The 26,051-nt window shown below is 73.0% G+C and carries 20 protein-coding genes and 1 pseudogene; 8 read left to right on the top strand and 13 right to left on the bottom strand.

All coding sequences use genetic code 11. The features are described from left to right. Positions 1–7: 7 nt before the first annotated feature. Both ACGF8B_RS17110 and ACGF8B_RS17115 read right to left on the bottom strand, forming a co-directional pair. A complete protein-coding gene (locus ACGF8B_RS17110; protein WP_392739097.1) occupies positions 8–4,684 on the bottom strand; it encodes a HEAT repeat domain-containing protein in 4,677 nt (1,558 codons plus the stop codon). 73 nt (positions 4,685–4,757) lie between these two features. After that, positions 4,758–4,922, bottom strand: coding sequence for a hypothetical protein (locus tag ACGF8B_RS17115; protein ID WP_392739099.1), 165 nt, complete (start codon positions 4,920–4,922; stop codon positions 4,758–4,760). Between the two features lie 74 nt (positions 4,923–4,996). On the opposite strand from ACGF8B_RS17115, the gene ACGF8B_RS17120 reads away from it, so the two are divergent. Next, positions 4,997–5,875, top strand: coding sequence for a LysR family transcriptional regulator (locus ACGF8B_RS17120; RefSeq protein WP_392739100.1), 879 nt, complete (start codon positions 4,997–4,999; stop codon positions 5,873–5,875). Between the two features lie 145 nt (positions 5,876–6,020). On the opposite strand, the gene ACGF8B_RS17125 is transcribed toward ACGF8B_RS17120, so the two are convergent. Genes ACGF8B_RS17125 through ACGF8B_RS17135 form a run of 3 tightly spaced genes read right to left on the bottom strand, consistent with a single transcriptional unit; the run spans position 6,021 to position 9,107 of the window. Further along, positions 6,021–6,614: a TetR/AcrR family transcriptional regulator gene (locus ACGF8B_RS17125; RefSeq protein ID WP_317865567.1), complete on the bottom strand. Its 594-nt coding sequence runs from the start codon at positions 6,612–6,614 to the stop codon at positions 6,021–6,023. A gap of 37 nt (positions 6,615–6,651) precedes the next feature. Next, positions 6,652–8,310: an AMP-binding protein gene (locus ACGF8B_RS17130; RefSeq protein WP_392739102.1), complete on the bottom strand. Its 1,659-nt coding sequence runs from the start codon at positions 8,308–8,310 to the stop codon at positions 6,652–6,654. A gap of 32 nt (positions 8,311–8,342) precedes the next feature. Continuing rightward, positions 8,343–9,107 carry an SDR family oxidoreductase gene (locus tag ACGF8B_RS17135; RefSeq protein WP_392739105.1) on the bottom strand — a complete coding sequence of 255 codons (765 nt, stop codon included), beginning with the start codon at positions 9,105–9,107 and terminating at the stop codon, positions 8,343–8,345. Positions 9,108–9,292: 185 nt separating this feature from the next. Here ACGF8B_RS17135 and ACGF8B_RS17140 point away from each other — a divergent pair, with 185 nt between their 5' ends. Further along, positions 9,293–10,558, top strand: coding sequence for an exo-beta-N-acetylmuramidase NamZ domain-containing protein (locus ACGF8B_RS17140; protein ID WP_392739107.1), 1,266 nt, complete (start codon positions 9,293–9,295; stop codon positions 10,556–10,558). A gap of 59 nt (positions 10,559–10,617) precedes the next feature. On the opposite strand, the gene ACGF8B_RS17145 is transcribed toward ACGF8B_RS17140, so the two are convergent. Then, a complete protein-coding gene (locus ACGF8B_RS17145; protein WP_392739108.1) occupies positions 10,618–13,440 on the bottom strand; it encodes a penicillin acylase family protein in 2,823 nt (940 codons plus the stop codon). Between the two features lie 270 nt (positions 13,441–13,710). On the opposite strand from ACGF8B_RS17145, the gene ACGF8B_RS17150 reads away from it, so the two are divergent. Beyond that, entirely contained in the window at positions 13,711–14,310 is a 600-nt protein-coding gene (locus ACGF8B_RS17150) for a hypothetical protein (RefSeq protein WP_392739111.1), read from the top strand. 218 nt (positions 14,311–14,528) lie between these two features. Here ACGF8B_RS17150 and soxR read toward each other — a convergent pair whose 3' ends face one another. Further along, on the bottom strand, positions 14,529–15,002 hold the full coding sequence (gene soxR / locus ACGF8B_RS17155) for a redox-sensitive transcriptional activator SoxR (RefSeq protein WP_392739113.1): 474 nt from the start codon (positions 15,000–15,002) through the stop codon (positions 14,529–14,531). Between the two features lie 132 nt (positions 15,003–15,134). Here soxR and ACGF8B_RS17160 point away from each other — a divergent pair, with 132 nt between their 5' ends. After that, a complete protein-coding gene (locus ACGF8B_RS17160) occupies positions 15,135–15,596 on the top strand; it encodes a MaoC family dehydratase (RefSeq protein WP_124718635.1) in 462 nt (153 codons plus the stop codon). A 135-nt stretch (positions 15,597–15,731) separates the two neighbouring features. Here the strand turns inward: ACGF8B_RS17160 and ACGF8B_RS17165 are convergent, their stop codons facing one another. The 3 genes from ACGF8B_RS17165 to ACGF8B_RS17175 all read right to left on the bottom strand — a co-directional run bounded on the left by ACGF8B_RS17165 (position 15,732) and on the right by ACGF8B_RS17175 (position 17,970). After that, a complete protein-coding gene (locus ACGF8B_RS17165) occupies positions 15,732–16,355 on the bottom strand; it encodes a TetR/AcrR family transcriptional regulator (RefSeq protein WP_392739115.1) in 624 nt (207 codons plus the stop codon). An 81-nt stretch (positions 16,356–16,436) separates the two neighbouring features. Continuing rightward, complete coding sequence (locus ACGF8B_RS17170) at positions 16,437–16,727, bottom strand: YiaA/YiaB family inner membrane protein (RefSeq protein WP_326764734.1); 291 nt, start codon at positions 16,725–16,727, stop codon at positions 16,437–16,439. 91 nt (positions 16,728–16,818) lie between these two features. Then, positions 16,819–17,970, bottom strand: a complete 1,152-nt coding sequence (locus ACGF8B_RS17175) for an acyl-CoA dehydrogenase family protein (RefSeq protein WP_392739117.1) — start codon at positions 17,968–17,970, stop codon at positions 16,819–16,821. Positions 17,971–18,035: 65 nt separating this feature from the next. Between ACGF8B_RS17175 and ACGF8B_RS17180 the strand changes: the two genes are divergently transcribed. The 4 genes from ACGF8B_RS17180 (at position 18,036) to ppk2 (ending at position 21,498) form a co-directional block, all read left to right on the top strand. Continuing rightward, on the top strand, positions 18,036–18,710 hold the full coding sequence (locus ACGF8B_RS17180; protein WP_392739119.1) for a TetR/AcrR family transcriptional regulator: 675 nt from the start codon (positions 18,036–18,038) through the stop codon (positions 18,708–18,710). Positions 18,711–18,725: 15 nt separating this feature from the next. After that, entirely contained in the window at positions 18,726–19,448 is a 723-nt protein-coding gene (locus ACGF8B_RS17185; protein ID WP_392739121.1) for an ArsR/SmtB family transcription factor, read from the top strand. Positions 19,449–19,481: 33 nt separating this feature from the next. Continuing rightward, positions 19,482–20,459 carry a DMT family transporter gene (locus ACGF8B_RS17190; RefSeq protein WP_392739123.1) on the top strand — a complete coding sequence of 326 codons (978 nt, stop codon included), beginning with the start codon at positions 19,482–19,484 and terminating at the stop codon, positions 20,457–20,459. 145 nt (positions 20,460–20,604) lie between these two features. Then, positions 20,605–21,498, top strand: a complete 894-nt coding sequence (gene ppk2 / locus ACGF8B_RS17195) for a polyphosphate kinase 2 (protein WP_392739297.1) — start codon at positions 20,605–20,607, stop codon at positions 21,496–21,498. Positions 21,499–21,526: 28 nt separating this feature from the next. Here ppk2 and ACGF8B_RS17200 read toward each other — a convergent pair whose 3' ends face one another. The 3 genes and pseudogenes from ACGF8B_RS17200 to ACGF8B_RS17210 all read right to left on the bottom strand — a co-directional run. Continuing rightward, positions 21,527–22,609: a Zn-dependent alcohol dehydrogenase gene (locus tag ACGF8B_RS17200; RefSeq protein ID WP_392739125.1), complete on the bottom strand. Its 1,083-nt coding sequence runs from the start codon at positions 22,607–22,609 to the stop codon at positions 21,527–21,529. Positions 22,610–22,731: 122 nt separating this feature from the next. Further along, the gene (locus ACGF8B_RS17205; protein ID WP_392739126.1) at positions 22,732–24,120 is read right to left on the bottom strand and encodes an aldehyde dehydrogenase family protein; all 1,389 of its coding nucleotides are present in this window, start codon (positions 24,118–24,120) and stop codon (positions 22,732–22,734) included. Positions 24,121–24,203: 83 nt separating this feature from the next. Beyond that, positions 24,204–25,937: pseudogene (locus ACGF8B_RS17210) on the bottom strand (ABC transporter ATP-binding protein); the annotation flags it as partial. Positions 25,938–26,051 lie beyond the last annotated feature (114 nt).

Genomic DNA, 26,051 nt, shown 5'->3' on the forward strand with positions numbered 1-26,051 from the left:
GGCACTCTCAGCGCTCACCGGCCCTGATCCGGTCCAGTACGTCCGTGTAGCGGGAGCGCCGGTCGGGCCGGGCATGGGCGGCGGCCCTGCGCAGGGCGGGTACCGCCGCCCCGCCCAGCTCGACGAGCGCCTCGGCCGCCGCCCGGCGCACCACGGCAAGGGGGTGTCCGAGGAGGTCCGTCACGGTGGGGAGCGCCGGCTCCCAGCCGGCCCGGCAGAGCGTACGGATCGCCATCCGCACCACATCGGGCCGGGGGTCGTCGAGCAGAAGCCCGGTGTGGCGCAGATGGGTCGGCCGGTCGAGCATCGTCCGCGAGGTCCGGTGGGCGCGCAGCCGGACCTTGGACCGGGGGTGACTGAGCAACTCACCCAGCAGGTCGGTGAGTTGACGGTCCTGGTCGGGCTCCGGGCCGGTGTGCTCCCCGGCGAGTTCGGTGAGCGCCCGGCAGATCTGCTCCGGTGTGCCGGTCGCGGCCAGGTCCAGCAGCTCCTGCCGGGTCGGGCGCCGCCCGGCTCCGGCGGGTACCGCCGTGCCGCGGTCACGGAGCGCCGCCAGTGCCGCCGCGTCCTCCCGCTCCGCGTCCGGCGCGCGCAGCGGGCCCTCGACGAGCAGGAGCCGGTCGGCGAGATCGTCGCGCCCCTCGGTGCGCAGGCGTCGGCGGGTCCGCGTAGTTGCGGGGGTGCGCAGGAGCGGACGGCCGACGAGCAGGTCCAGGAAGCCCCGGGCCCCGGTGTCGAGGCGGTCCTCCAGGGCTGCGGCCAGCACGTCGGCGGGGCAGGCGCGCAGCGCTTCGGCGACGGTCCTGGCCACCGCGGGCGGGGCGTGCTCCCACCACTCCAGCAGCAGCGGGAGCAGCCGTTCCAGTTCCCACGGATCGAGCCGGGCGGCGAGCGCCACCCGGTCGGGCAGGACGCCCTCCTCCCGCAGCTCCGCCTCGCCGATCGCTCCCAGCAGACCGGCCGGGCCGGGGCCGGGCAGGTCGATCCGGCCGCGGAGGTACGCGCGCAGCACCGGCAGTCCGGCCTCCGGTTCGGGCCACCGCGCCAGCGCGAGGGCGGCGGTCCGTCTGCGGTCCGCGTCGGCCGATCCCAGCATGGCCAGCAGCCTTTCCCGCAGGGCGGCCGAACGGGGCTGGTCGAGATCGTCGACGCGTGCCCGCCGTGGCGCCGGGGCCGGCGCGTGGACGGTCTCGGTGATGGTCCAGGGCGGTGCGTCGATGGGCTGGAGCAGCGTCATCCAGTCGAGCAGCGCGGCGCGGACCCCGGGGCCGGCACCCCGGTGGGCCTCGATCAGGGCGGTCAGCCGGTCCCGCGAGGGGACCGAGCCGTCGTCCCTCCGGCGGAACTCCTCCAGCGTGCCCGGGGTGCGGACCGCCTCGTCCAGCGCGGCCCGCCATGCCCGGGCACCGGCGGGCGGCGCGTCGCCGGCGGCCGTCTCCGGGACGGCGAAGGCCGCACGCAGCACGGCGGCCCCGGCCTGCCGGGGGTCGGTGCCGAGCCGGGCGTCCGCGAGGGCCCGGTCGAGGTCGGCACGGTCCGGGACCGCGCCGAGGCGGCGCAGCAGCGTCAGCGTGTACCGGTCCGGTGTCGCGGGTGCGGGGCGCAGTGCCCGTACGGCGGCGACGGCGGCCGGCTTCTCGGTGGCCGGCAGCTTCGGCGCGACCGCTTCGAGCAGGGCGATCAGGTCGTGCCGGTCGCCGTCCCGGGCGTCGGCGAGCGCGTCCAGCAGGACCTGGGCGGACCGGGCGAACACCATGAGCTCCGCGTCCCGGGGCTCGTCGCGGAGCCGCACCACGCCCCCGGCCCCGGTGCAGAGCCGTATCGCGAACCGCACCAGTTTGTTCCGTGTTGCCGCCCGGCTTTGTGTTTCCACCTTGTTCCGTGTTTCCGCGCCCCCGGATCCCGGCCGGGGGCGGGCGAGCCGGAGCCAGTCGGCCAGCATCGGGCGGAGCTGTTCCGCCTGGTCGTGGCGGAGCTGCCCGTCCCGTTCGGCGAGGCGCAGCGCGACCTCCGGGTCCCAGCCCCGAACCACCAGTGCCCTGATGTCACGGTCCGACTCCTCGGCCGCCGACGACGGCTGCTCGGCGGCCGGGACGGTGATTCCGTGCCGGGCCAGGGCAGGCGCCAGGTCCCGTACGGTGCCGGAGGCCAGTCCGACCCGGCGGGACGCCACCAGCGAGAGCAGAGTGGCCGCCACCGGTGAGGCCTGCTCCTCCAGCGCGAGGACCGCGCGTGCGGTGAGGCTGCGGCCGAGGCCCTCCAGGAGCAGTTCACGGGTGCCGTCGTCCCGGCTGTGCTCGGCGGCGGCGAGGAGGGTGGCCGCGCAAGCGTCGCCGAGGACGGCGTGCAGGGCCTCGACGAGCCTGCCGCGCAGCCCGGGGTTGCCGTCGTGTCCGAGCCGGAAGAGGAGCTTCGGGAGTGCCGCCGGGGTGCCCGCCCGGACCAGCGCCTCGGCCGCCGTCTTCCTGATGTTCATGTTCGGATGGTCGAGGCAGCCGGCGATCGCGGCGCTCGCCCAGTGGGCCCGGGCGTGGCCGAGGGCGAGCAGCGCCTGCCGGACGGTCTGGATGTCCGGCGCGGCCGTCAGCGCGATCAGCGTCGCCGACAGGGCCTGGGCGTCCTCGCCGGCGGCGTCGCGGGCGAGGAGGGCGATGACGTGCTTGCGTACGTGCCGGTCGCGGTGGCGCAGCAGCCGGTGCACCCTCGCCCGGGTGCCCGTCCAGGGGGTCCGCAGGAGCAGTTCGAGCAGGATCGCCTGCTCGCCGTCGGACAGTCCGGGCCTCTCCAGCAGGTCCAGTGCCATGGTCGCGGCGAGCGCGTCGCCCGCCTCTCGCGCGTCCGTGGCGCCGAGCAGGCAGACCGGCCGGATCGCGCCGCGTTCGTGGAGTCTGCGGCCCAGGGCGCTCACCGCGTCCAGGACCTCCTGCGGCACCACCGGCTCACCGGCCGGCTGCCCGTACTCTCCCGTCCGGCCGGGCGCGCCCTGCTCCCCTGCCGCGGCCTGCTCCGCCACGATGCGCAGCAGCAGGTCGGCGATGACCGGGAGGGTGCCGGCGTCGCCGTGGGCCGCCAGCCGGCACAGCGCGGCCTCCGGCGCGTCCGGGTCCAGGTGGGATCTCAGCAGGGCCAGTTCCCGCTCGTCCGGGCCGCCGAGGCCGGCCGCGACGCGGGGCGGCAGATCGACGGGGTCCAGCCGTGCGAGGAGCTCGCGGCGGAGCTCCGGATCGCGGTTCAGCAGCCACAGCAGTTCGAGGGCACGGTTGCGTACGGAGCGCAGATGGGGCGCCGTCCCGCCCGAGGTGAGGCCCAGCCCGTCGCGCAGGGCCTCGGCCGTGCGGTCCCCGCCGATCGCCTCCAGGGTGTCCAGGGCCGCCGCCGGGGCAGCGGGCAGCAGCGCGATCACGGCCTCTTCGGCGTCCGCGTGGCGCAGTTCGCGGATCGCGTCGAGGAACGGCCCGGGGGCGGAGGCAGCGGGCAGGACGCGTGCGATCGCGTCCCCGATCGGCAGGTCGCCGGCCCCCTGTCCGGCCAGGGCCACCAGCAGGGCGAGCCGTCGCGGCCAGCCCGGATCGTCGGCCGGTACGTCGGTCAGTACCCGGAGCGTCTCCTTGCGGGCGGTGAAGAGGATCGTCGCCACGTCGCGGGGCGGGATCGAGTGGTCGGCCAGGGCCAGGCCGACGACGGCGGTGACGTCCGGACCGTCCGGGAAGTGGCCGCGCCGGTGGAGTCCGCGCAGGCAGGTCACGGCCGGTCCGCCCAGCAGCAGGGGATCGCGCGCGGCGACGGCCGTCAGTTCGCCGATGTCGTCGCGCTCCGCCAGGTCACCGAGCAGTTCCAGGCCGCGCCGGCGAAGGCCCGGCGGCAGACCGGGGTCGTCGACGACCCTGCGCAGCAGGCCCCGGTGGCCGTGGCGCGCGGCGGCCGCGAGGGCGGCGTCGGCCACCTCGGACCGGACCGGCACCCCGTCTCCCGCCGGCTCCCGCGCCCCGCCATGCGCGGGGCCGGCCCGCTCGGGGCCGCGGCGCCCGGGACCGGCGGCGAGGAACGGGGCGAGGATTCCGGGCGGCAGCGGATCCGTGGCCGCCCACGGTTCGGCGAGCTCGCCCAGCGCACCGACGACGACCGGGGTGCTGCCCGCGCCCAGCAGGCCGATCAGGTCCTCCCGGACCAGCGCCGGGGCCAGAAGTCCGGTGTGCAGCCCCTCCCGGGCCAGCCGCAGCGCCTCGGCCCGGAGCACCGGATCGCCGCTGCCCGCCAGCTCGTCCACGAGTCGCGCCGGCCGGTGCGTCCCGGCGATGCCCGCCCCGCGTACCGCCTGGTAGAGGAGTTCGCCCGGAGCCTCGTCGCGGAGCACCCCGGGGTCGTGCAGCACATCGGCGCGCAGCCAGGCGATCCGTACCGCCGCCGGCAGCTCCCCGGCCGTGCGCCACGGCGGCCGGGGACGGTCCCCGAGACGGTGGCCGAGCCGTTCGTAGAGCCCGGCCAGGAGGAGATCCGCCTCCGGCAGCCCGGTCAGTGCTGCGGGCAGCAGCCCGGCGAGCGCGTCCGTCTCCCCGTCGTCGGCCGGAGGGCGGTCGGTGAGGCGCTCGGTCAGCAGGATGAGCCCGAGATGACGCTGCCCGGGGTCCTCGTGCCCGATCATTCTCTCCAGGGCATGGAACCGTTCCTCGGCGGACGTCTGCATCTTCGGATGCTAACCGGGCTCCCTCCGGCACCACGAACGGGTTTCGGGCCCGCGCGCCCGCCCGGCAGCCGGCTCAGTAGCCGCCGGACCCGACGTGGTCCGCCAGCGCCAGCTCGCGGACGAAGGCCCTCACCCGCAGCAGGCACCGGGCGGCGAACCGTACGGCCCGCGTGTGGTGCGGACCGTACGCCGCGGTCCAGAGCGCGGGGACGTGCGCGGACGGCTGGATGTGAGTCATACCTCCAGCTTCGGCCCGCATCCGTGATCGGTCCAACAGATGGTTCAGCTGGCTGCGATCGATACCGTAGATGGATGGAGCTACGCCAACTCCGCCACTTCATGGCGGTCGTCACGCACGGCGGTTTCACCGCCGCCGCCCGTGCCGAGCTGATCGTGCAGTCCGCGCTGAGCGCCTCGGTGCGCAATCTCGAACGGGAGCTGGGGGCCGCGCTGTTCGACCGGACCGGCCGGCGGGTGATCCTCACCGAGGCGGGCCGGGCACTGCTGCCGGCGGCCCGGTCGGTGCTCGCCGGGACCGAGGCGGCACGGGAGGCGGTCGCGGCCGTGGCGGGGCTGGTGACCGGCCGGGTCAGGGTCGGCACCATACAGACCCTGACCTGCGTGGATCTGGCGGCCGAACTGGCCGCGTACCACCGGCTGTGGCCCGGGGTGCAGATCTCGCTGCGCGAGGCGACGACGCCGGAGCTGGTCGCGGAGCTGCGGGCCGGTGAGCTGGATCTCGCCTATCTCGCGCCGGACGCCGCCGAACTCCCCGACGGCATCGCCGGGTTCGCGACCTGGCACGAGGACCTGGTGCTGATCACCGCGCCGGGCCACCGGCTGGCGACCGCCGGGCGCACCCTGATCCGCGACCTGCGCGACGAGCCGTTCGTGGACTTCCGGGCGGGCACCGGACTGGAGACCGCGGTGCGGAGACTGGCCGCGCACTGCGGGCTGGAGCGCCGGATCACCTGTGACGTCACGCAGATCCGGCTGCTCGTCGATCTCGTACGGGCCGGCATCGGCGTGGCGATCGTGCCCCGGCGGATCGGCGAGGACGCGGGACTGCCGTGCGTGAGCATCCGCCAGCCGGAGCCGGGCCGGACCGTGGTCCTGGCCGGACGTGCGCCCCGGCCCCGCAACCCGGCGGCGGAAGCGCTCCTGGAGCGGCTGGCGGGCGGCGCCTCGTAGCGCCGGTGGACGGGACGCTCGGCGCCGGACCCTCGGCAGAGGACGCTCGGAGACGGATCGGGGTACGGGCACGGGGCCACTCGGCGCCGGCCCGGCAACCCGGCGGCGGCAGCACTCCTGGAGCGGCTGGCGCAGCCGCCGGGCTTCAGGGGCGCAGCGCGCGCAGCAGCAGGTCCGCCAGGTGGTCGGCGACCTCCTGCTGGCTGAGCGGGCCGTCGGGGCGGTACCAGGTGGACAGGTGGTGGACCGAACCGAAGTGGTAGTCGACGATGAGGTCGGCCGGGGTGGCGGTGGAGAACACTCCGCTGTGCTGCCCCTCCTCCACCAGGGCCCGGAAACGCTCGTGGTAGCGGCGCCGCTCCACCCGGACCTGTTTGTTCTTCTCCGGGCTCAGGTGGTGCATGGACCGGAAGAAGATCGAGGCGTCGTCGAGGTTCTCGATGGTGGTGACGACCACGTCCGCCGCGGCGTCGCGCAGCCGCTGCTCGACGGGGGCGTCGGCGTCGGCGAAGGCGTCCAGGCGCTCCTGCTGGAGGCGGAGCACCCGGGCGTAGACCTCCTGGAGGAGGTCTTCCTTGGAGCCGAAGTAGTGGTAGAGCGCTCCCTTGGTGACGCCCGCCGCCTCGACGATCTCCTGGACCGAGGTGCGGTCGTAGCCCTGCTCGGCGAAGAGCCGGGTGGCGGCGGCAAGCAGCCGCTGAGGGACGGGAGCCGTGTCCCCGTCCGTCGCCTTGGCCATTGCCGCCACCGTCCTTCCGTACCGTGCGTGATTCGGTCTAGCGGGGGGAACGCAGTTCCCGCCTGAGGATCTTCCCACTCGCCGTCTTCGGGAGTTCGGTCAGGATCTCGACCTCGCGCGGGTACTTGTACGCGGCGAGCCGTTCCTCGCAGTACGCGCTCAGCTCCTCGGGCGTGGCGCGGGCGCCGGGCCGCAGGCTGACGTAGGCGCGGACGGTCTCGCCGCGGTAGGTGTCGGGGACGCCCACGACGGCCGCCTCCCGGACCGCCGGATGGGTGTACAGGACGTCCTCCACCTCGCGCGGCCAGACCTTGAACCCGGAGGCGTTGATCATGTCCTTCTTGCGGTCGACGACGTAGAGCCAGCCCGCGCTGTCCATGAAGCCGATGTCGCCGGTGCGCAGTTCGCCGTCCGGGAAGGCGGTGGCGGTGGCCTCCGGCAGCCGCCAGTAGCCGGAGACGACCTGCGGGCCGCGGACCGCGATCTCGCCCTGTTCGCCGAAGGGGACCTCCGCGCCGTTCTCGTCGAGGATCCGGACCACCGTGTCGGGGCCGGGGACGCCGACCGACAGCGTCCCGGAGACCGGGTCGACGGGGGCTTCGCGCTCCGGCGGCACGGAGGCGCACGGGGCGGTGCACTCGGTGAGGCCGTAGCCGTTGCGGATGTACGGGCCGAAGCCCGCCCGGAACTTCTCCACCAGCGCGGGCGGCAGCGGTGCCCCGCCCGAGGAGATCACCCGGAAGGAGGCGAAGTGCTCGGGGGTGGCGTCCGGGTGGGCGGCGAGCGCCATGAAGGCGGTGGACGGGCCCACGGTGTAGGCGGGGCGGTGCTCGGTGAAGGCTTCGAGGACGACGCCCGGGTGGAAGCGGTACGCGAGGACGAGGGTGCCCGCGTTGGTGAGGCAGGCGGCCAGCTGGCACACCATGCCGGTGATGTGGAAGAGCGGGGCGAGCGCGAAGTAGGAGGAGCCCTCGGCGACGGGGTGCCCGGCCCGCTGGCGCTCGGCGTTGACCATGATGTTGCCGTGGGAGTTCATGGCGCCCTTGGGGGTGCCGCTGGTCCCGGAGGTGTAGCTGATCAGCGCCACGTCGTCGGCGGCGGGTCCGCGGCCCTCGGGAGCCTTGGTGCCCCGGCGGGCGACGGCGACCAGGTCCTCGGTGTCCCCGGGCACGGGCAGCCGCTCGAAGCCGAGCACGCGGGCGTCGTTCTGCGTCTGGAGGTCCAGCTCGCTGGTGGTGAGGACGGTCCGTACCGTCGGGGCGCCGGCCGCGGTGTCCCGCAGATACGCCTCCCAGGCCAAGTCCGCGCAGATCAGTGCGGTGACCTCGGCGTCCTTCAGTACGTGGCCGACCTCGCCGGACTTGTACATCGGGTTGAGCGGGACGACCGTGGCGCCGGCCTTCCAGGCGCCGAGCAGCGCGATCACGAACTGCGGGGTGTTCTGCAGCATGATCGCGACGCGGTCGCCGCGCTCCAGTCCCTCGGCGGCGAGGTGGCCGGCCACCGAGTCGGAGAGCGCGTCGGTCTCGCGGTAGCTCAGGCGTCCGTCGAAGTAGGCGAGCGCGGGGTGCCCGGGGCTGCGGGCGGCGGAGTCCCGGAAGGCGTGGACCAGGCTCGCGGCCGGGTGGACGGGGGCCCGCTGGGCCTCGCTGAGCAGGGCGGTCCAGGGCTTGGCCGCGTAGATGGACTCGGTCATGTGCCGGTCTCCTCCCCCCTCGACGGACTCGTTCATGAGCGGGTCTCCTCCCACTTCTGCTGAAGGTGGTTCATGCTGCCGAGCCACTGGTCGGTGTCCTTGCTGCGGGCCCGGTAGTACCCGGCGACCTCGGGGTGCGGCAGGACGAGGAAGCGGTCCTCGGCCATGGCGTCGAAGAGCGCCTCGGCGACCGCCTCGGGCTCGATGGCCCCGGGTGCGAGGACCAGTTCCCCGGCCGACCCGGCGGCGGTGAGCATGTCCGTACGTACACCCTGCGGGCAGATCGCGTGGACCTTGACGCCGCGGTGGCGGTAGGTGAGCGAGAGCCATTCGGCGAAGGCGACGGCGCCGTGCTTGGTGACGCTGTACGGGGCCGCGCCGATCATCGTCAGCAGTCCGGCGGCGGACGCGGTCGAGACGAAGCGGCCGCTGCCGCGCTCCAGCCAGTCGGGCAGCAGCGCCCTGGCCGCGCGGACGTGGGCCATCACATTGACGTCCCATGCCGCGGCCCAGACCTCCTCGTCCGCAAGGACGTCGCCGGGCGAGGCGAGACCGGCGTTGGCGCAGTAGATGTCGACGGTGCCGTCGAGCGCGTCCCTGGCGGCGTCCACGATCCGCGAGGCGTCCCCGGCGACGGCGGTGGCGCCGATCTCCTCGGCCAGCGCCTCGATCCTCGCCCCGTCGAGGTCGTTGACCACGACCCGTGCGCCCCGGGCGGCGAATCCGCGGGCCAGAGCGGCTCCGATGCCGCCTCCGGCCCCTGTGACCACCACGCCCGCGCCCTGCACCGCGCTCATCGAATCCCGCCTCTCCCAGCCGACTTCCCTGGCAGACTAACCAGTCGGTATGCCGGAACGGAAGGGGTGGCCACCGCCTCGGCGCCACTCCCGTCACAACCGTCCCGTCCGGCTCGTTCCGTATGGCCCGAACGCGCGCTAGCGTGCGTGACCATGACAGACGTCGCGATCATGGAGGTAGCCCGATGAGCCTGTCCAGACGTGGTTTGCTGGCCGCCGGCGGTGCGGTGGGGGCCCTCGCGGCGACGGCCGCCGGGACCGGGGCCGCGACCGCCGCTCCCGCCCCGGGCAAGGGGCACCGCCGGGTCCGTACCGGCTTCGACCGGCTGGCGGCGGACGGCTACGCGCTGCTGAAGGGCGAGAAGGTCGGGGTCGTCACCAACCCGACCGGGATCACCTCCGACGTGCGCCACATCGTCGATGTGATGCACCCGGACGAGCGGGTGGACCTGATCGCCGTCTTCGGGCCCGAGCACGGTTTCCGCGGCACCGCGCAGGCGGGCGGTTCGGAGGGGCGCTACGACGACCCGGCGACCGGACTCCCGGTCTACGACACGTACTTGAAGAGCGGGCAGCCGCTCGCCGACGTCTTCACCGCCTCCGGCGTGGACACCGTGGTCTTCGACATCCAGGACGCGGGCGCCCGCTTCTACACGTACATCTGGACGCTGTACGACTGCATGGAGGCGGCCGCTCTCGCGGGGAAACGGTTCGTCGTACTGGACCGGCCGAACCCGGTGACCGGGCGGGCGGCGCTCGGTCCGGTGCTCGATCCGGCGTTCGGCACCTTCGTCGGCCGCCGGGAGATCGCCCAGGCGCACGGCATGACGGTCACCGAGCTGGCCCTGCTCTTCAACGCCCGGTTCCTGGCCGAACGGCCGGTGGATCTGCGCATCGTGAAGATGTCCGGCTGGAAGCGCTCGGACTTCTTCGACGCCACCGGACTGCCGTGGGTGCCGCCGAGCCCCAACATGCCGACGCCCGACACGGCGCTGGTCTACTCGGGGACCTGCCTGTTCGAGGGCACCAACCTCTCCGAGGGGCGCGGTACCACCCGCCCGTTCGAACTGCTCGGCGCCGAGGGCATCGACCACCGCTGGGCGGCGGCCGCGAACGCGCTGGACCTGCCCGGGGTCGCGTTCCGCGAGGCGTACTTCGCGCCGACGTTCTCCAAGTTCCAGGGCAGGACCGTCGGCGGGGTGCAACTGCACGTCCTGGACCGGGAGGTCTTCGACCCGGTACGCACCGGGATCGCGCTGCTGGTGACGGCGAAGCGGACCTGGAGCGGGTTCGAGTGGCGCGCGGACAACTGGATCGACAAGCTCACCGGCAACACCCGGGTCCGCACGATGATCGACGCGGGCGCGGACACGGACGAGGTCGTCGGCGCCTGGGCACGGGATCTGGCCGCGTTCCGGGCCGTGCGCAAGCGGTACCTCCAGTACCGCTGAGCCGTCGCCGGGCGGGCCCGAAGGATCTCGGACCCGCCCGGCACCACGGTCCGGCCCCCCTACCGGTGGGCGGGGAACTCCACCACCTGCTGGTACGTCGGGCGGTTCTGCCAGTGGATCGCCTTCTGGCCGATCCCGCCGAGCGGCCGGTGGACGATCGAGTCGGAGCACCACTGCTCGCCCGCCCCGCAGTTGTCGTCCCCGGGGTAGACCTCCGTCGCCGGCCGGGCCACAGCCTGCTTCAGGGCGGCGAGCAGTGCGTCACGGCAACCGCTCGCATCGCCGTTGCCGCAGTACGTCCTGGCCAGCGGCCCCTTGACCGGCTGGCCCAGGACCTGGCGCAGGTCCTTGTCCACGAAGCCCCACCAGCCGTACTGGAACGCGGATCCGCTGTGCGCCCCGCTCGGCCCGTGGCTCGCCGCCGGTGACTCGTCGGTGGCGAGGCTGCCGGTCAGCGCTCCGTACAAGTCGTCACCGAGCCCCGGCCTGAACTCGGTCTCGACCAGTTTCGGCCACCACGCGTCCATGATCCGCACCGCGTCGGCGTGGGTGTACGTGTGCGAGCCGGGGCTGCTCTCCCGGCGCTGCGAGCCCGCCGCCCGCCAGGACTCCAACTGCTGGACCGCGCCGTTGAGTTCGGGGTCGGTCACCGGCTTCGAGCGGATCACCTTCAGCAGTTCGGGCAGCAGTTGCTCGCCGCGCAGATCCGTGACCGCGGCCTCGGCCATGGCCCGGGTGAGGGACGCGCGGGTCACCCCGCCCTCCTCGACCAGCTTCGCCACCCTGTCGTCCAGCAGATCGCCCCGGTGCACGGCGCCGAGACCGAAGCCCGCGGCGGCATAGCCCTTGGCCTGCCTGTTGTTCCAGGAGATGTAGTAGTCCTGCCCGCTGGAGTGCGGGTGCTCGGCGAACGGGGTGTACGCGGCGGTGTTGGCGGCCGGTTCGTACCCCTGCCACTCGTAGGCCCGCTCGGCCCGCACCGGCAGTGCCGGGTCGACGCCCGGCGCCCGCACCGGGTTCATGCCGCTGTTGTAGTAGGCGGCGGTGCGGGAGTCGGCGTAGAACCAGTTGAAGGCGTAGTCGATGTTGCTCGCCGCCTGCTGGAAGGTGGCGGCGTCCTTGACGTACGACGGATCGTTGAGCATCTGGAAGCCGATGATCGAGTCGGCCTCGTGGCGGTAGGTGGTACGCAGCGAGGTGTACGCGACGGGCTTGCCGCCCACGGTGGCGCGGTGGGTGACGATGCCGTAGTTCGTGCGCCTCGCCTGCATCCGGTAGGAGCCCTTCGCCGTGGAGTCGGCGACGGTCGGCTTCCAGGAGTTGGTGTGCTCCAGCGTCTCCATGGCGGTGCAGGTGCCGCGGTAGAGGTAGTGCGTGGAGTCCTTGGTGGGCGTGGAGCCGTCGGGCTCGCACAGATCGATGGCGTAGGTGTCGGTGATGTCCTGGCCGGCCGAGGTGGCGCTCCAGGCGTAGTCCTGGCCGCGGCCCATCTGGATGTACATGCCGACACCGGCGAAGGAGACGCCGCGGGCGCTGATGCCCGGCCCCTGGAGTTCCTGGAGCATCATCAGCTGCGGGGCGAAGTAGCCGGTCTGCGGCCCGAACACGGCGATGGGGTTTCCGCTCGCGGTGTTCTTCCCGGAGACCAGCAGGGCGTTGGACATGCCGCGCTTCTGGGCGCCGGATCCCGAACCGGGCAGCGAGCCCTCGGGGATGACGCCGTCGTCGTAGATGCCCTGGGCCTTCTTGAGCGGAGCCGGGGCCTTGACCGGGGTCTTCCTGTCGGTGCCCGCGGAGCCGGTGCGGTCGTAGATCACGGGTTCCGCGGTGACGGACCCGGCATCGGGCAGTGCGGTGCCGCGTGCCTTGTCGGGCTTGCCCGCGTACGGGAACGAGGTGCCGTCATGGATCGTCAGCACGGCCTCGGGGTCCTCGCGCTGGCGGAAGGATTCCCAGACCTCGGTGCCCTCGGCGACGCCGTACTTCTGCTGGGCGGCCAGCAGCGAGAGCGCCGCCTGCACCTCCCCGCCACCGCCGCCGCCGAACTGACCGCCGACCACCGAGGCGATGGAGATCAGGTCGGTCAGCTTGAACGGCTGTATCTCGCCGACGTTGGTGATGGCGTCGATCTTGCCGGTGAGGACGTACTCGCCCGGGAAGTAGCGGCCGTTCTTGGACTTCTCCCGGTAGGCGTTGATGCCGTCGACATACGCCTGGGCGTCCGCCATGGCCTGCTCGCCACGGGCGCCCTCACGGGTCCTGATCTGCTCGACCTGGGCTTCGAGGTCCGCCTCGGTGTACGGGGCCTGTGGCCAGAACTGCTGCTCCAGGCCCTGGTTGGCGAGGGCGCCGCCGGCGAACGAGGTCAGCTCGCCGCGTCCGATGTGGCGGAAGAGGTCCATCAGCCAGAGCCGGTCCTGCCCGGCGGCGAATCCGGCGCCGAACTCGGTGCCGTAGCGGGTGGTGCCCTTGATGTGCGGGACACCGGACGCCTTGTCACGGGTGATGGTGACGTCGTCGCGGGGCGAGGTGACGGACTCGACCTGGTCCTTCGGCACACCGAACGAGGCATCGTTGAAGAAGTCGGTCAGCTTCTGGTCGGTGAGACCCGAGTGTCCGGCCACCAGGCCGTTGTAGCGGTCGAGTTGGTCGTCGCTGTGCTTGGGATGCGTACCGAACGCCTTGTTGCCGAGGATCTCGACGAGGGTGGCGTTCCCGTTCTCGCCCGGGGGCAGGATGTCGTCGCACTGCCCCTGGCAGTAGTCGGTGACGGGGTCGGGTTCCGCGGCGCCGGCCTGCGGCGAGGCCGCGAGCAGGGTGGTGCCGAGTGCGAGGACCGCCGCTATGGTGGCGGCTCTGAGCTTGACGGTGCGTGGGGGCATGCGGGCTCCTCCGAGAGGCTGTGCGCCGGAGGTTACTGGCGGTATGACCCATCGGTAAGGTGAACAACCGTCACTTTTTCTGAATCGTCACATGCCACTCGGTCCGCGGCGTCCCGGCGCCGGCGGCCTCACTTTTCGGACGATGTCGTGTCCCGAGGGATCCGAATCGGGGAGCCGTACGTCCATTCTCAGGGCCTTTCGTTTACGTCCGGCCCGACCCGGACGAAAGGCCCTGGACGCCGAAGTACGAGCGACGGAGGTGACGGTGCGGTGGCGGGATTCCGGAGTCTTGCGAGACAGGTCCGCGATCCACGGAGCGACCTGGCACTGCGGCGGTATTCGCTGCGCAAGTGCCTGGAGAGGTTCGCCCCTTACGGACATCGGGCGACCTGGGACCATCTGTGCGTGCGGCACGGCATCGGGCCCGAGGACCGGTCCCCCGATCCGGCGCGGCTGATGCGCGCGCTGGACGAGCTGGAGGCGGCGCGGGCGGTCTGGCTCGGTTACGAGGCCGGGTTCGCCGAGCGCCGCAGGCGGGAGAAGCGCGACGGGCTGCGCCGGCCCGGCGCGTTCGACGACTGGCACCGGCGTACCTGGGGCGGCAACGGGGTCGCCCGCTGCGAGGACCCGGCGGTACATCCCTCCCGGCCGCTCGCCGAGGTACTGCGCCGGCTGATCGCGGCGCTGGAATCGGCCCCCGGCACGGCCTGCCCGGTGTGCGCGGGCACCGGCCTGCGCTGGCTCCACGAGCCGTGGTCGGGCCCGGTCTGCGCGGACTGCGGGATCGTGGTGCCGCAGCCGGTACTCACCCCGGCGGCGCTGTCCAGGGCCCGCAGCACGGGACGACGGGATCTGGCCTCCGCGGCGTGACCCGCGCCGGGACGAGCCGACGGGCCCACGGGGGACCGCTCGGCACACACCGGCCCATGGACGCCCGGCCCCCCGGACACCCGACTCGCAGACACCGGCCCCCGGACACCGACTCGCAGACACCCGGCACCTGGACGCCCGGCCCGCGGACGCCCGACCCACCGGCACTCGGCCTGCGGGCACTCGACCCATGGGCATCCGGCCTGCGGGCGTTCGACCTACGGGTGTTCGGCCTGCGGGTGCTCCGGCATCAGGCGCGAGCCGCTGATCCGCCGGCCGGAGATGTCGTCCGGATTGGACAGCACGCAGTTCTCCAGCGACAGGCAGCCGCAGCCGATGCAGTCGGTGAGGTGGTCCCGCAGCCGCGCCAGCCGCTCGATGCGGTCGTCGAGTTCGGAGCGCCAGGCCACGGAGAGCCGCGCCCAGTCGTCGCGGTTCGGGGTGCGCTCCTCGGGGAGTTCGGCGAGGGCGTCCCGGATGGTGGCGAGCGGGATGCCGACCCGCTGAGCCGCGCGGATGAACGCCACCCTGCGCAGCGCGTCCCTGGTGTAGCGACGCTGGTTGCCGCTGGTGCGGCGGCTGCCGATCAGGCCCTTGGCCTCGTAGAAGTGCAGGGCCGAAACAGCGGCGCCGCTGCGCGCGGAGAGCTGTCCGACCGTGAGTTCATGGAGCGTCTGTGGGATCTGGGGCACCCCTCCAACCCTACTGGCCCGCCCCGGGCCGGGTCCGTCGTTGACAGGAACGCACCCGCCAACCATGCTGAGCAAGCGCTTAGACAGCGCGACGAGGGACGGCCCGGAGCTGGAAAGGCAGGGACCAGGGACATGGCAGAGCCGAGGATCTTCACGTCCGCGCAGGAGCTGCGCGACGGAGTGGGCGAGCAGCTGGGACACAGCGACTGGCTGGAGATCGAGCAGAAGCGGATCGACCTCTTCGCCGAGGCCACCGGTGACCACCAGTGGATCCACGTGGACCCGGAGCGGGCCGCCGCCGGACCGTTCGGCAAGACGATCGCGCACGGCTATCTCACGCTCTCGCTGCTGCCGACGCTCGTACCGCAGATCATGCGGGTCGAGGGCATGAAGATGGGCATCAACTACGGGACGAACAAGGTCCGTTTCCCGTCCACCGTGCCGGTGGGCTCGCGGCTGCGCGCGTCGGCCGTCCTGAAGAGCGTCGAGGAGGCCGGCGGCGGGGTGCAGGTCACCGCCGTCGTCACGGTCGAGCGCGAGGGCGGCGACAAGCCGGTGTGCGTGGCCGAGTCGGTGTCGCGCTACTACTTCTGACCTCCGACGCGTCCGGCTCCGGCACGTCCGGCCCGGCACATCCAGTTCGGCACATCCAGTTCGGCACATCCGGTCCGGCCCGTCCGGTCCGGACGGGCGTCCGGCCCGGCGGCGGTCCGCCGCCGGGCCGTCGCGCTACCGCTTGGCCGCGACCATGCGCAGCACGAGGTCGGCGTAGAGCTCGCCGACCTCGTCCGGCGTCCGGCTGCCCTGCTCGTTGAACCAGCGCGCCACGTCGATGCAGAGCGAGAGCACCGCGAGCGTGGTGCCCGGCACGTCGGGGACGTCGAACTCCCCCGCCTGCACGCCCTCACCGATGATCCGGCGCACCACCGCGTCGCTCCTGCGCCGCAGTTCGACGATCTCGGTGCGATGCTCCTCGCCGAGGGCGTCGAGTTCGTACTGGACCACGCGGGCGGTGGTGTGCTGCTCGGCGTGCCAGCGGACGAAGGACCGCACCGCCTCGGCCAGCCGCTCGGCCGCCGTGCCCCCGCCGTCGGCGGCCGCTTCCAGGACGAACAGGGCGCGGTCGTGGCCGATCCGGCTGATCCGGTGGAGCAGTTCTTCCTTCGTCTTGTAGTGGATGTAGAGCGCGGCGGGACTCATCCCGGCCCGGCCCGCGATGTCGCGGGTGGTGGTGGCGTGGTACCCGCGCTCGGCGAAGGCGTCGACGGCGGCGACGAGCAGCCGCCTGGCCGCCTCGGGCGTCACCTCGGCCCACGGCGCGCTGTCGCCGTCGGTCTCCTCCGCCGTGCTCATCGTCACTCGCCCCTCTCATCAGCAGGACGAACACCATACCCCGAACCTGAGCAAGCGCTTAGGGCCCGTCCGGCGGGATCGTCAGAGCTTCTGGAAGGGGTCGTGCTCGGCGAGGATCTTCTCCAGCCGGGCCTGGTCGACCCGGCTGACGATCTGCCCCGCCTCCTGCCGGTCACGGATGACCTTGGCCAGGGTGAAGCAGGAGGTGACGAGGTAGAGGACGCCGATCGCGAGGAATCCGCGCACCCAGGCGTCGGCGTCCAGGAAGTAGATGCCGAGACTCACCGCGCCGATCGCCACCCCGAAGGAGGCGACGGCCTGACCGTAGAAGGCCGCGGTGCTCTGCTGCTTGACCGATGTTGTCTCACTCATGGAGCCCAGCATCGGCCGACGTGGCGTGCGCCACATCCGTTCCCGTACTCAGCCGGGTACTCAGACGCCCGTTCGAGTCGCGGCGCGGGGTTCAGAAGGCGGAGACCCCCGTGAGCGCGCGGCCGATGATCAGCTTCTGGATCTGGCTGGTGCCCTCGTACAGGGTCATCACCCGGGCGTCGCGCAGCAGTTTGCCGACCGGGTACTCGTCGATGTAGCCGTAGCCGCCGAAGACCTGGAGCGCGTTGTTGGCGGCGCGGACCGCGGCCTCCGAGGCGAAGAGCTTCGCCTTGGAGGCGGCGGTGGCGAAGTCCTCTCCGCGGTCGACGAGGTCGGCCACCCGCCAGGTCAGCAGCCGGGCGGCGTCCACGTCCACGGCGATGTCGCTGATGAGCTCCTGGACGAGCTGGTAGCTCGCGATGGACTTGCCGAACTGTTCACGCTCGGCGGCGTAGCCCACGGCGGCGTCCAGGGCGGCCTGGGCGATGCCGACACAGCCGGCCGCGACCGACATCCGCCCCTTGGCCAGGGCGGACATGGCGATGGAGAAGCCCTTGCCCTCCGGACCCAGGAGCGCCGAGGCGGGCACCCGGACGTCCTCCAGGACCACCTCGGCGGTGGCCTGGCCGCGCAGGCCGAGCTTGCCGTGGATGGTGCGGCGACCGAGACCGGGGGTGTCGGTGGGGACCAGGAAGGCGGATATGCCCTTGTGGCCGGGGGTGTCGTTGGTGCGGGCGAAGAGCAGCACGACGTCGGCCCAGGTGCCGTTGGTGATGAACATCTTGCTGCCGTTGATGACGTAGTCGGCACCGTCCCGGACGGCCCTCGTCGTCAGGTTCCCGGCGTCCGAGCCGGTGCCGGGCTCGGTGAGGCCGAAGCAGCCGATCGCCCCGCCCGCGGTGAGCCTCGGCAGCCAGTGCCGCTTCTGCTCCTCGTCGCCCCAGGCGGCGATGGTCTTGGTGACCAGACCGAGGGAGACGGAGACGATGCCGCGGACCGAGGAGTCACCGCGGCCGAGCTCCTCGGTGACCAGGCAGTAGGCGAGGTGGTCGCCGCCGGAGCCGCCGTACTCCTCGGGAACGGTCAGCCCGAGGAAGCCCACCGAGCCCAGCTTCTTCACGATCGACCTGTCGACGTTCTCGGCCCGGTCCCACGCCACGGCATGCGGGGCGATCTCACGGGCGACGAAGTCCTTGGCGAGCTGCCGGACGGCTTCCTGCTCCTCGCTGAGCTCCAGGTTCATCCTTCGACTCCCACACTTTAATTAGCACTGCTAGTTTTTCGCTTGCAGGCCCTACTATGTGCCGCATGGCCCGACCGCGCAAGCCCCTCCTCAGCAGAGACCGCATCGTCGTGACGGCGAGCGCGCTCGTGGACTCCGAGGGGCTCGACGCCGTCTCCACCCGTCGGCTCGCGGCCGAACTCGGGGTCAGCGGGCCCTCGCTCTACAACCACTTCCGCAACAAGGACGAGATCCTGGACGCCGTCGCGGACGCCGTGTCCGCGCAGGTCGATCTGTCGATGTTCGACGAGTCGGACACCCGCGACTGGCGCGCCGCCCTGCACGACTGGGCCGTCTCCTATCGTGCGGCGCTCACCGAGCACCCGCACATCGTTCCGGTGCTGGCCCAGGGCCCGGGGCGCCGGCCGGCCGGTCTCCGGGTCGCCGACGCGGTGTTCGGCGCGATGGTCAGGGCCGGCTGGCCGCCCGCCCAGGCCACGTACATCGGGGCGCTGATGCGCTACTTCATCACCGGTTCGGCACTGGGCTCCTTCGCCCGCGGCTTCGTCGACGACGAGACGGCGTACGACCCCGCCGACTACCCGCATCTCGGCCAGGCCCATCTGCTGGCCGAGCGCCGCCAGAAGGTCGATGAGGGGGCCTTCGAGACCGGGCTGCGGGCCCTGGTCGACGGTCTCTCGGTCCAGTACGAGCTGCTGGTGCCGGCCGGGACGGTTCGGCCCGCGCCGAAGCGTTCCTGACGCATCCTGGTCCACATGGCACGCACGGCACACCCCGACCCGGCCGCACCACGGCTCGCCGCCCTGGCCGCGCTCCTCGCCGACGAGACCCGCGCCGCCTTCTGCCTGGCCCTGCTCGACGGCCGCGCCTGGACCGCGGGTGAGCTGGCCCGGCACGCCTCCGTGGCGCCGTCGACCGCCAGCGAACACCTCGGCAAGCTCGTCGCGGGCGGTCTGCTGGCCGAGGAGCGGCAGGGCCGCCACCGCTATCTGCGGCTGGCCGACGAACGCACCGCGCAGCTGGTCGAGGACCTGGCGGCCCACGTCGTCCCCGGCTCACCGCCCGAGCCGCCGCGCTCCCTGGGCGCGGTGAGCGCGGGCAGCGCGCTGGCCCGCGGCCGCACCTGCTACGACCACCTCGCGGGGCGGATCGGCATCGCGATCGCCGATGCCATGACCGCACGGGGGCTGCTGGCACAGGACACCGGCTTCGCGCTCACCGGCGAGGGTCTGCGCTGGTTCGACGAGCTGGGCATCGCCCTGGAGACGGGCTCCCGGCGTCCCCTGGTACGGAGCTGCCTGGACTGGACGGAGCGCAGGCCGCATCTGGCCGGTGCGGCGGGTGCCGCGCTGTGCCGCCACGCGCTGGACGCCGGGTGGTGCGTACGGATCGGGTCCGGCCGGGCGGTGAAGGCCACCCCGGCCGGTGAGCGGGCGCTGTACGAGCGCCTCGGCATCGAGCCGACGACAATTCGGTAGGGGCCGAACGGTCGCGGCCCTACTGTCGGGGCCATGACCACACAACCGGCCCCCTCCCCCGCCGCCCACCGTGACTGGCGGGCCACCGCCGCGGCGTGCACCACCGTGCTGCTCTGGGCCTCCGCCTTCGTCTCCATCCGCAGCGCCGGCGAGGCCTACTCGCCCGGCGCGCTCGCCCTCGGCCGGCTGCTCGCCGGCTCGCTGGCGCTCGGCGTGCTCCTGGTGGTGCGGCGCGAGGGGCTGCCTTCGCGGGCCGCCTGGCCGGGGATCGTCTGGTCCGGGCTGCTCTGGTTCGGGCTGTACATGGTGGTGCTCAACTGGGGCGAGCAACAGGTCGACGCGGGGACGGCCGCGATGGTGGTGAACATCGGGCCGTTGCTGATCGCGCTGCTCGGTGCCCGGATGCTGGGCGAGGGGCTGCCCCGCAGGCTGCTGGCGGGCATGGCCGTGTCGTTCGCGGGCGCCGCGGTGGTGGGGCTCTCGATGTCGGGGGACGGCGGTGCGTCGGTGCTCGGCGTGGCGCTGTGCCTGCTGGCCGCCGTGGCGTACGCGACCGGGGTGGTACGCCAGAAGCCCGCACTGCGGCACGGCTCCGCGCTGCAGATCACCGCCTTCGGCTGCCTGGTCGGCACCGTCGCCTGTCTGCCGTTCTCCGGTGCGCTGATCTCCGACGCCGCCGACGCACCGCTGTCCGCCACGCTGAACATGGTCTATCTGGGCCTCTTCCCGACCGCTCTGGCCTTCACCACCTGGGCCTACGCGCTCGCCCGGACCACGGCGGGGCGGATGGGCGCCACCACGTACGCGGTGCCGGCGCTGGTGGTGCTGATGTCCTGGCTGGTACTGGACGAGGTGCCCGCGCCGCTCACCGTCGGCGGCGGACTGCTCTGCCTGGCCGGGGTGGCGGTCTCCCGGATGGGTCCGCAGACTGGCCTGACGCGAAAAGATCCGGCACCGCCGGTGGAGGGACGCCGACATGACGCGGAACACCGGGAAGCCGGCCGGCCCTGAGCGGTCGGAGCAGCGGGACGCGAAGAGGCAGGGCGCCCAGAAGCAGCGGGGCGTCCGGAAGCAGCGGACCGGGGACCGGGAAGCCGTGCCGGCCGCACTCACCGAGGCGGCCCGGCACGGCGGCCCCGGGCTCGCCGGCTTCCGGGTGTCCGACAGCGGTGACGACGATCCGGTCCTGGTGACGCCCGAGGGCCGGGCGCGGGACGCCTGGCGGGAGGACTACCCGTACGGCCACAAGCTCGGCCGGAAGGCGTACGAGAAGTCCAAGCGCGCCCTGCAGATCGAACTGCTCAAGCTCCAGCACTGGGTGAAGGAGCGCGACGAACGCCTCGTCATCCTCTTCGAGGGGCGGGACGCGGCTGGCAAGGGCGGCACGATCAAGCGGTTCACCGAGCACCTCAACCCCCGCGGCGCGCGAGTGGTGGCGCTGGAGAAGCCCACCGAACGCGAGCGCACCCAGTGGTACTTCCAGCGGTACACGGCACATCTGCCGTCCGCCGGGGAGATCGTGCTCTTCGACCGGTCCTGGTACAACCGGGCCGGTGTGGAGCGGGTGATGGGGTTCTGCTCCACCCGCGAGTACCTCGAATTCATGCACCAGGCACCGGGATTCGAGCGGATGCTCGCCCGGGACGGCATCCATCTGGTGAAGTTCTGGTTCTCCGTCTCCCGCAACGAGCAGCGCAACCGGTTCATGATCCGTCAGATCGATCCGGTGCGGCAGTGGAAGCTCAGCCCGGTCGACCTCGCCTCGCTGGACAAGTGGGACGCGTACACGGAGGCCAAGGAGCTGATGCTGTTCCACACGGACACGGCGGACGCGCCCTGGACCGTGGTGAAGAGCAATGACAAGAAGCGGGCCCGGCTGGAGGCGATCCGGCACGTGCTGCACCGCTTCGACTACCCGGACAAGGACGCGGCGGTGGCCCACGAGCCGGACCCGCTGATCGTGGGTCCGGCCTCCCGGCTCTTCGAGCAGGGCGAGATGGACGCCCGGCTGCTCACCACGGAGAGGGCGGCCGCCGGGCCCACGGGCTGAGCCCGGCGAGGGATCACGGGACGGGCCGTCAGAACACCACCAGGGCCCGTCCGCCCTTGCCCGCGATCATGTTGTCGAACGCCGCCGGGATGGCGTCCAGGGTGATGCGTTCCGTCACCAGGGCGCCCAGGTCGAGCCGGCCCTCCCGGATGTGGCCCGCCAGGACCGGCAGGTCGCGCGCCGGGTCGGAATTGCCGTAGACGCAGCCGGAGAGGGTGCGCCCCCAGTGGAAGAGTTCCAGGGCGTTGAAGGTGACCTGCTGGTCCTTGCCGCCGATGCCGACGACCGTGGTCCGGCCGCCGCGGCGGGTGGACTCCCAGGCGGTGCGGATGGTGGTGGCGCGTCCCACGCACTCGATGGCGGCGTCCACCCCCTGCTTGCCGGTGAGGGACCTGATCTCACGCGCGGTGTGCTCCGAGGCGACCACGTAGTCGGTGGCACCGGCCCGGCGGGCCAGCTCCTCCTTCTGCGGGGAGACGTCGACCGCGACGATGCGCGAGGCACCGGCGATGCGGGCGGCCTGGAGCGCGGCCAGCCCCACTCCCCCGGCACCGAACACCGCGACCGTCTCGCCCTCCCGCAGCTTCGCCGAGTGGTGCACGGCGCCGTACCCGGTGAGGACGGCGCAGCCCAGGAGGGCCGCGTCGGTGAGCGGGATGCCGTCCGGAACGGGCAGTACGCAGCCGGCGGCGACCACCGTCTCCTCGGCGAACGCGGCGACGTTGAGACCGGGGTGCAGTTCGCTTCCGTCGTCCGCGCGCCTGGCGTGCACCGCGCCCGCGCCGTTCAGGGCGTTCGCGCAGAGCCAGACCTCGCCCAGCGCGCAGGCATGACAACTTCCGCAGGAGGGAGCCCAGTTGAGGACGACACCGTCGCCGGGTGCCACATGGGTGACGCCCTCACCGACCGCGACGACGGTGCCGGCGCCTTCATGACCGAGGACGGCGGGGACGGGCACCCGCATGGTGCCGTCGCAGAGCGAGAGGTCGGAGTGGCAGACGCCGGCGGCGGCGAGGGCGACCCGCACCCGGCCGGGGCCGGGCTCCGGGAGTTCGATGCCGGTGATCTCCAGGGGAGCTCCGACGGCGGGCAGTACGGCGGCGCGGACCACGAACAGGCTCCTGACGGTGGGCGACGGAGGAACGGGGCGGTGCGGAGAAGCAGAGCTGTGCGGAGGAACGGGACGATGCGGAGAAGCAAGGCTGTGCGGAGGAACGGGGCGGTGCGGAACGGTCAGAACTGGAGGGACTTGGTCTGGAGGTACTCCGCGAGCCCGTGGGAGCCGAGTTCGCGGCCGACGCCGGACTGCTTGTAGCCGCCGAACGGGGCGAGCGGGTTGAACCGGCCGCCGTTGATGTCGACCTGCCCGGTGTCCATCCGCCGGGCGAACGCCACCGCCTCGGCCTCGTCGCCCGCCCAGACCGCGCCCGCGAGGCCGTACACGGTGCCGTTGGCGATGCGCAGGGCGTCGTCCTCGTCCTCGTAGCGGATGAGCGAGACGACCGGGCCGAAGATCTCCTCCTGCGCGACGGTCATCTCCGGGGTGACATCGGCGAACACGGTCGGGCTGACGAAGTAGCCCTGTTCGCGCGGGGCTTCGGGGCCGCCCGCGACGAGGCGGGCACCCTCCGCCACCCCCTTCTCGATGTAGCCGCGCACCCGTGCGTGCTGCTTGGCGTTGACGAGGGGGCCGATGCGGTCGCCGTACTTGGCGGCGGCCTCCGCGGCGAGCGCGACCGCCTCGTCGTACTGCGAGGTGTGGACCAGCATCCGGGTCCAGGCGCTGCACGTCTGACCGGAGTTGCCCATGACGTTCGCGACGCCGACGGCGACCGCCTTGGCCAGGTCCGCGCTCGGCAGGATGACGTTGGCGGACTTTCCGCCCAGTTCGAGGGCGACGCGCTTGACGGCCGCGCCGGCCGTGGCGCCGATCTTCCTGCCGACCGCGGTGGAGCCGGTGAACGAGACCAGATCGACGCCTTCGTGCTCCGCGAGGGCCTGTCCGGCGACCGGGCCGAGGCCGGTGACCAGGTTGAACACGCCTGCGGGGACGCCCGCCTCGTGGACGGCCTCGGCGAAGAGCTGGGCGGTCAGCGGGGTGTCCTCGGCGGGCTTGAGGACGATCGTGCAGCCCGCCGCGAGCGCCGGGGCGACCTTGGCGACGATCTGGTGCAGCGGGTAGTTCCACGGGGTGATCGCACCGACCACGCCCACCGGCTCGGCGTACACGGTGGAGTTGCCGACCTTCTCCTCGAAGGCGTACGAGGCGGCGAGCCCCGCGTACGAACCGGCCACCAGGATCGGCACGCCCGCGTGCACCGCCTGCGAGAACGGCAGCGGCGCGCCGAGCTCGGCGGTGACGGTCTCCGCGATCTCGTCCTTGCGGGCCACCAGCACATCACGCAGGGCCGCGATCCGCGCGGCCCGCTCGGCGGGCGCGGTGGCCGCCCAGGCGGGGAGCGCGGCGCGGGCGGCCCGTACCGCGGCGTCGACGTCCTCGGCCCCGCCGGCCGGGACCTCGGCGATGACCTGTTCGTCCGCCGGGTTCACCACCGCGATGGCGTCCCGTCCCGCGGCGGGCCGCCAGGCTCCGCCGATGTACATGCCGTCGTGGGCCTTCATCGCTGTTCCTCCCGGACACGGTTGCGGACGGGGCGTCCACTCCCAAACTAGCGCTGTTAGTTTTGGCGCGCCAGAGACGCCCGTCACGCCGAGGGCTGCGCGTCGAGCTGCCCGTGCTCCGTACCGGGGTTCTCGAACTGGGTGCGGTACAGCTCCTCGTACCGGCCGCCCGCCGCGAGGAGTTCCTCGTGCGTGCCCCGCTCCACGATGCGCCCGCTCTCCACGACCAGGATGAGGTCGGCCGCCCGTACGGTGGAGAGCCGGTGGGCGATCACGACGGCGGTGCGGCCGGCGAGTGCCTCGGTGAGCGCCTCCTGGACGGCCGCCTCGGAGGTGTTGTCGAGGTGGGCGGTGGCCTCGTCGAGGATGACGACGCGCTGGCGGGCCAGCAGCAGGCGGGCGATGGTCAGGCGCTGGCGTTCGCCGCCGGAGAGCCGGTAGCCGCGTTCGCCGACGACGGTGTCGAGCCCGTCGGGCAGCGAGGCGACGAGTCCGTCCAGTCGGGAGCGGCGCAACGCGTCCCACAGGTCCTCCTCGGCGGCGCCGGGGCGGGCGAGCAGCAGGTTGGCGCGTACCGACTCGTGGAAGAGGTGGCCGTCCTGGGTGACCATGCCGAGGGTGTCGCGCAGGGTGTCGGAGGTCAGGTCGCGCACGTCGACGCCGCCGATGCGCACCGAACCCCCGTCGGTGTCGTACAGCCGGGGCAGCAGTTGGGCGATGGTCGACTTGCCGGCGCCGGAGGAGCCGACGAGGGCGACGGTCTGGCCGGGTTCGGCGCGGAAGGAGATGCCGCGCAGCACCTCGTCGCCGCCCCGGGTGTCGAGGCTCGCGACGTCCTCCAGGGAGGCGAGCGAGACCTTGTCCGCGGAGGGGTAGCCGAACCGCACCTGGTCGAACTCGACGGACACCGGGCCGTCCGGGACCGCCCGTGCGTCCGGCTTCTGGTCGATGAGGGGCTTGAGGTCGAGCACCTCGAAGACCCGCTCGAAGCTGACGAGCGCGCTCATCACCTCGACGCGCGCCCCGGCGAGTGCGGTGAGCGGTGCGTACAGCCGGGTCAGCAGGAGGGCCAGGGCCACCACCGCGCCGGCGTCGAGCTGCCCGCGCAGTGCGTAGAAGCCGCCGAGCCCGTAGACCAGGGCGAGGGCGAGGGCGGACACGAGGGTGAGGGCGGTGATGAACGCGGACTGGGCCATCGCCGTGCGTACGCCGATGTCGCGCACCCGGCCGGCCCGGACGGCGAATTCGGCGGACTCGTCGGCGGGGCGGCCGAAGAGCTTGATCAGGGTGGCGCCGGGTGCGGAGAAGCGCTCGGTCATCCGGGTTCCCATCGCGGCGTTGTGGGCCGCGGCCTCCCGCTGGAGTCTCGCCATCCGGGAGCCCATCCGGCGGGCCGGCAGGACGAACACCGGCAGCAGCACCAGTGCGAGCACGGTGATCTGCCAGGAGATGGAGAGCATCACGCCGAGCGTGAGCAGCAGGGTCACGACATTGCTGACGACGCCGGACAGCGTGTTGCTGAAGGCCCGCTGGGCGCCGATGACGTCGTTGTTGAGGCGGCTGACGAGCGCGCCGGTGCGGGTCCGGGTGAAGAAGGCGACCGGCATGCGCTGCACGTGGTCGAAGACGGTGGTGCGCAGGTCCAGGATCAGGCCCTCGCCGAGATTGGCCGAGAGCCAGCGGCTGAACAGGCCGAGCGCGGCCTCCGCGACGGCGATCACGGCGATCAGGAGGGACAGCCGGGTGACGGTGCCCGACTCCTTGCCGGTCACGATCGCGTTGACGACGCGGCCGGCGAGGACGGGGGTGGGGGCGGCGGGCCCCCCCCGCCCCCCCCGGCGGGCCCCGCAGAGGGCGCCCCCGCGCCCGGGCGGGGGGGGGGACGCCGGGCGGCGCCCCCGGGGGTTGCGGGGGGAGGGGGGGCGGTGCGC

The sequence above is a fragment of the Streptomyces sp. NPDC047917 genome, assembly GCF_043204345.1.
In the GTDB taxonomy this organism is placed as follows: domain Bacteria; phylum Actinomycetota; class Actinomycetes; order Streptomycetales; family Streptomycetaceae; genus Streptomyces; species Streptomyces sanglieri.

What these genes read in the sequence shown, in the direction of transcription:
- ACGF8B_RS17110 (WP_392739097.1), bottom strand. Translation starts at nt 4,684, where the DNA reads ATGCAGACGTCCGCCGAGGAACGGTTCCATGCCCTGGAGAGAATGATC.
- ACGF8B_RS17115 (WP_392739099.1), bottom strand. Translation starts at nt 4,922, where the DNA reads ATGACTCACATCCAGCCGTCCGCGCACGTCCCCGCGCTCTGGACCGCG.
- ACGF8B_RS17120 (WP_392739100.1), top strand. Translation starts at nt 4,997, where the DNA reads ATGGAGCTACGCCAACTCCGCCACTTCATGGCGGTCGTCACGCACGGC.
- ACGF8B_RS17125 (WP_317865567.1), bottom strand. Translation starts at nt 6,614, where the DNA reads ATGGCCAAGGCGACGGACGGGGACACGGCTCCCGTCCCTCAGCGGCTG.
- ACGF8B_RS17130 (WP_392739102.1), bottom strand. Translation starts at nt 8,310, where the DNA reads ATGACCGAGTCCATCTACGCGGCCAAGCCCTGGACCGCCCTGCTCAGC.
- ACGF8B_RS17135 (WP_392739105.1), bottom strand. Translation starts at nt 9,107, where the DNA reads ATGAGCGCGGTGCAGGGCGCGGGCGTGGTGGTCACAGGGGCCGGAGGC.
- ACGF8B_RS17140 (WP_392739107.1), top strand. Translation starts at nt 9,293, where the DNA reads ATGAGCCTGTCCAGACGTGGTTTGCTGGCCGCCGGCGGTGCGGTGGGG.
- ACGF8B_RS17145 (WP_392739108.1), bottom strand. Translation starts at nt 13,440, where the DNA reads ATGCCCCCACGCACCGTCAAGCTCAGAGCCGCCACCATAGCGGCGGTC.
- ACGF8B_RS17160 (WP_124718635.1), top strand. Translation starts at nt 15,135, where the DNA reads ATGGCAGAGCCGAGGATCTTCACGTCCGCGCAGGAGCTGCGCGACGGA.
- ACGF8B_RS17165 (WP_392739115.1), bottom strand. Translation starts at nt 16,355, where the DNA reads ATGAGCACGGCGGAGGAGACCGACGGCGACAGCGCGCCGTGGGCCGAG.
- ACGF8B_RS17170 (WP_326764734.1), bottom strand. Translation starts at nt 16,727, where the DNA reads ATGAGTGAGACAACATCGGTCAAGCAGCAGAGCACCGCGGCCTTCTAC.
- ACGF8B_RS17175 (WP_392739117.1), bottom strand. Translation starts at nt 17,970, where the DNA reads ATGAACCTGGAGCTCAGCGAGGAGCAGGAAGCCGTCCGGCAGCTCGCC.
- ACGF8B_RS17180 (WP_392739119.1), top strand. Translation starts at nt 18,036, where the DNA reads ATGGCCCGACCGCGCAAGCCCCTCCTCAGCAGAGACCGCATCGTCGTG.
- ACGF8B_RS17185 (WP_392739121.1), top strand. Translation starts at nt 18,726, where the DNA reads ATGGCACGCACGGCACACCCCGACCCGGCCGCACCACGGCTCGCCGCC.
- ACGF8B_RS17190 (WP_392739123.1), top strand. Translation starts at nt 19,482, where the DNA reads ATGACCACACAACCGGCCCCCTCCCCCGCCGCCCACCGTGACTGGCGG.
- ACGF8B_RS17205 (WP_392739126.1), bottom strand. Translation starts at nt 24,120, where the DNA reads ATGAAGGCCCACGACGGCATGTACATCGGCGGAGCCTGGCGGCCCGCC.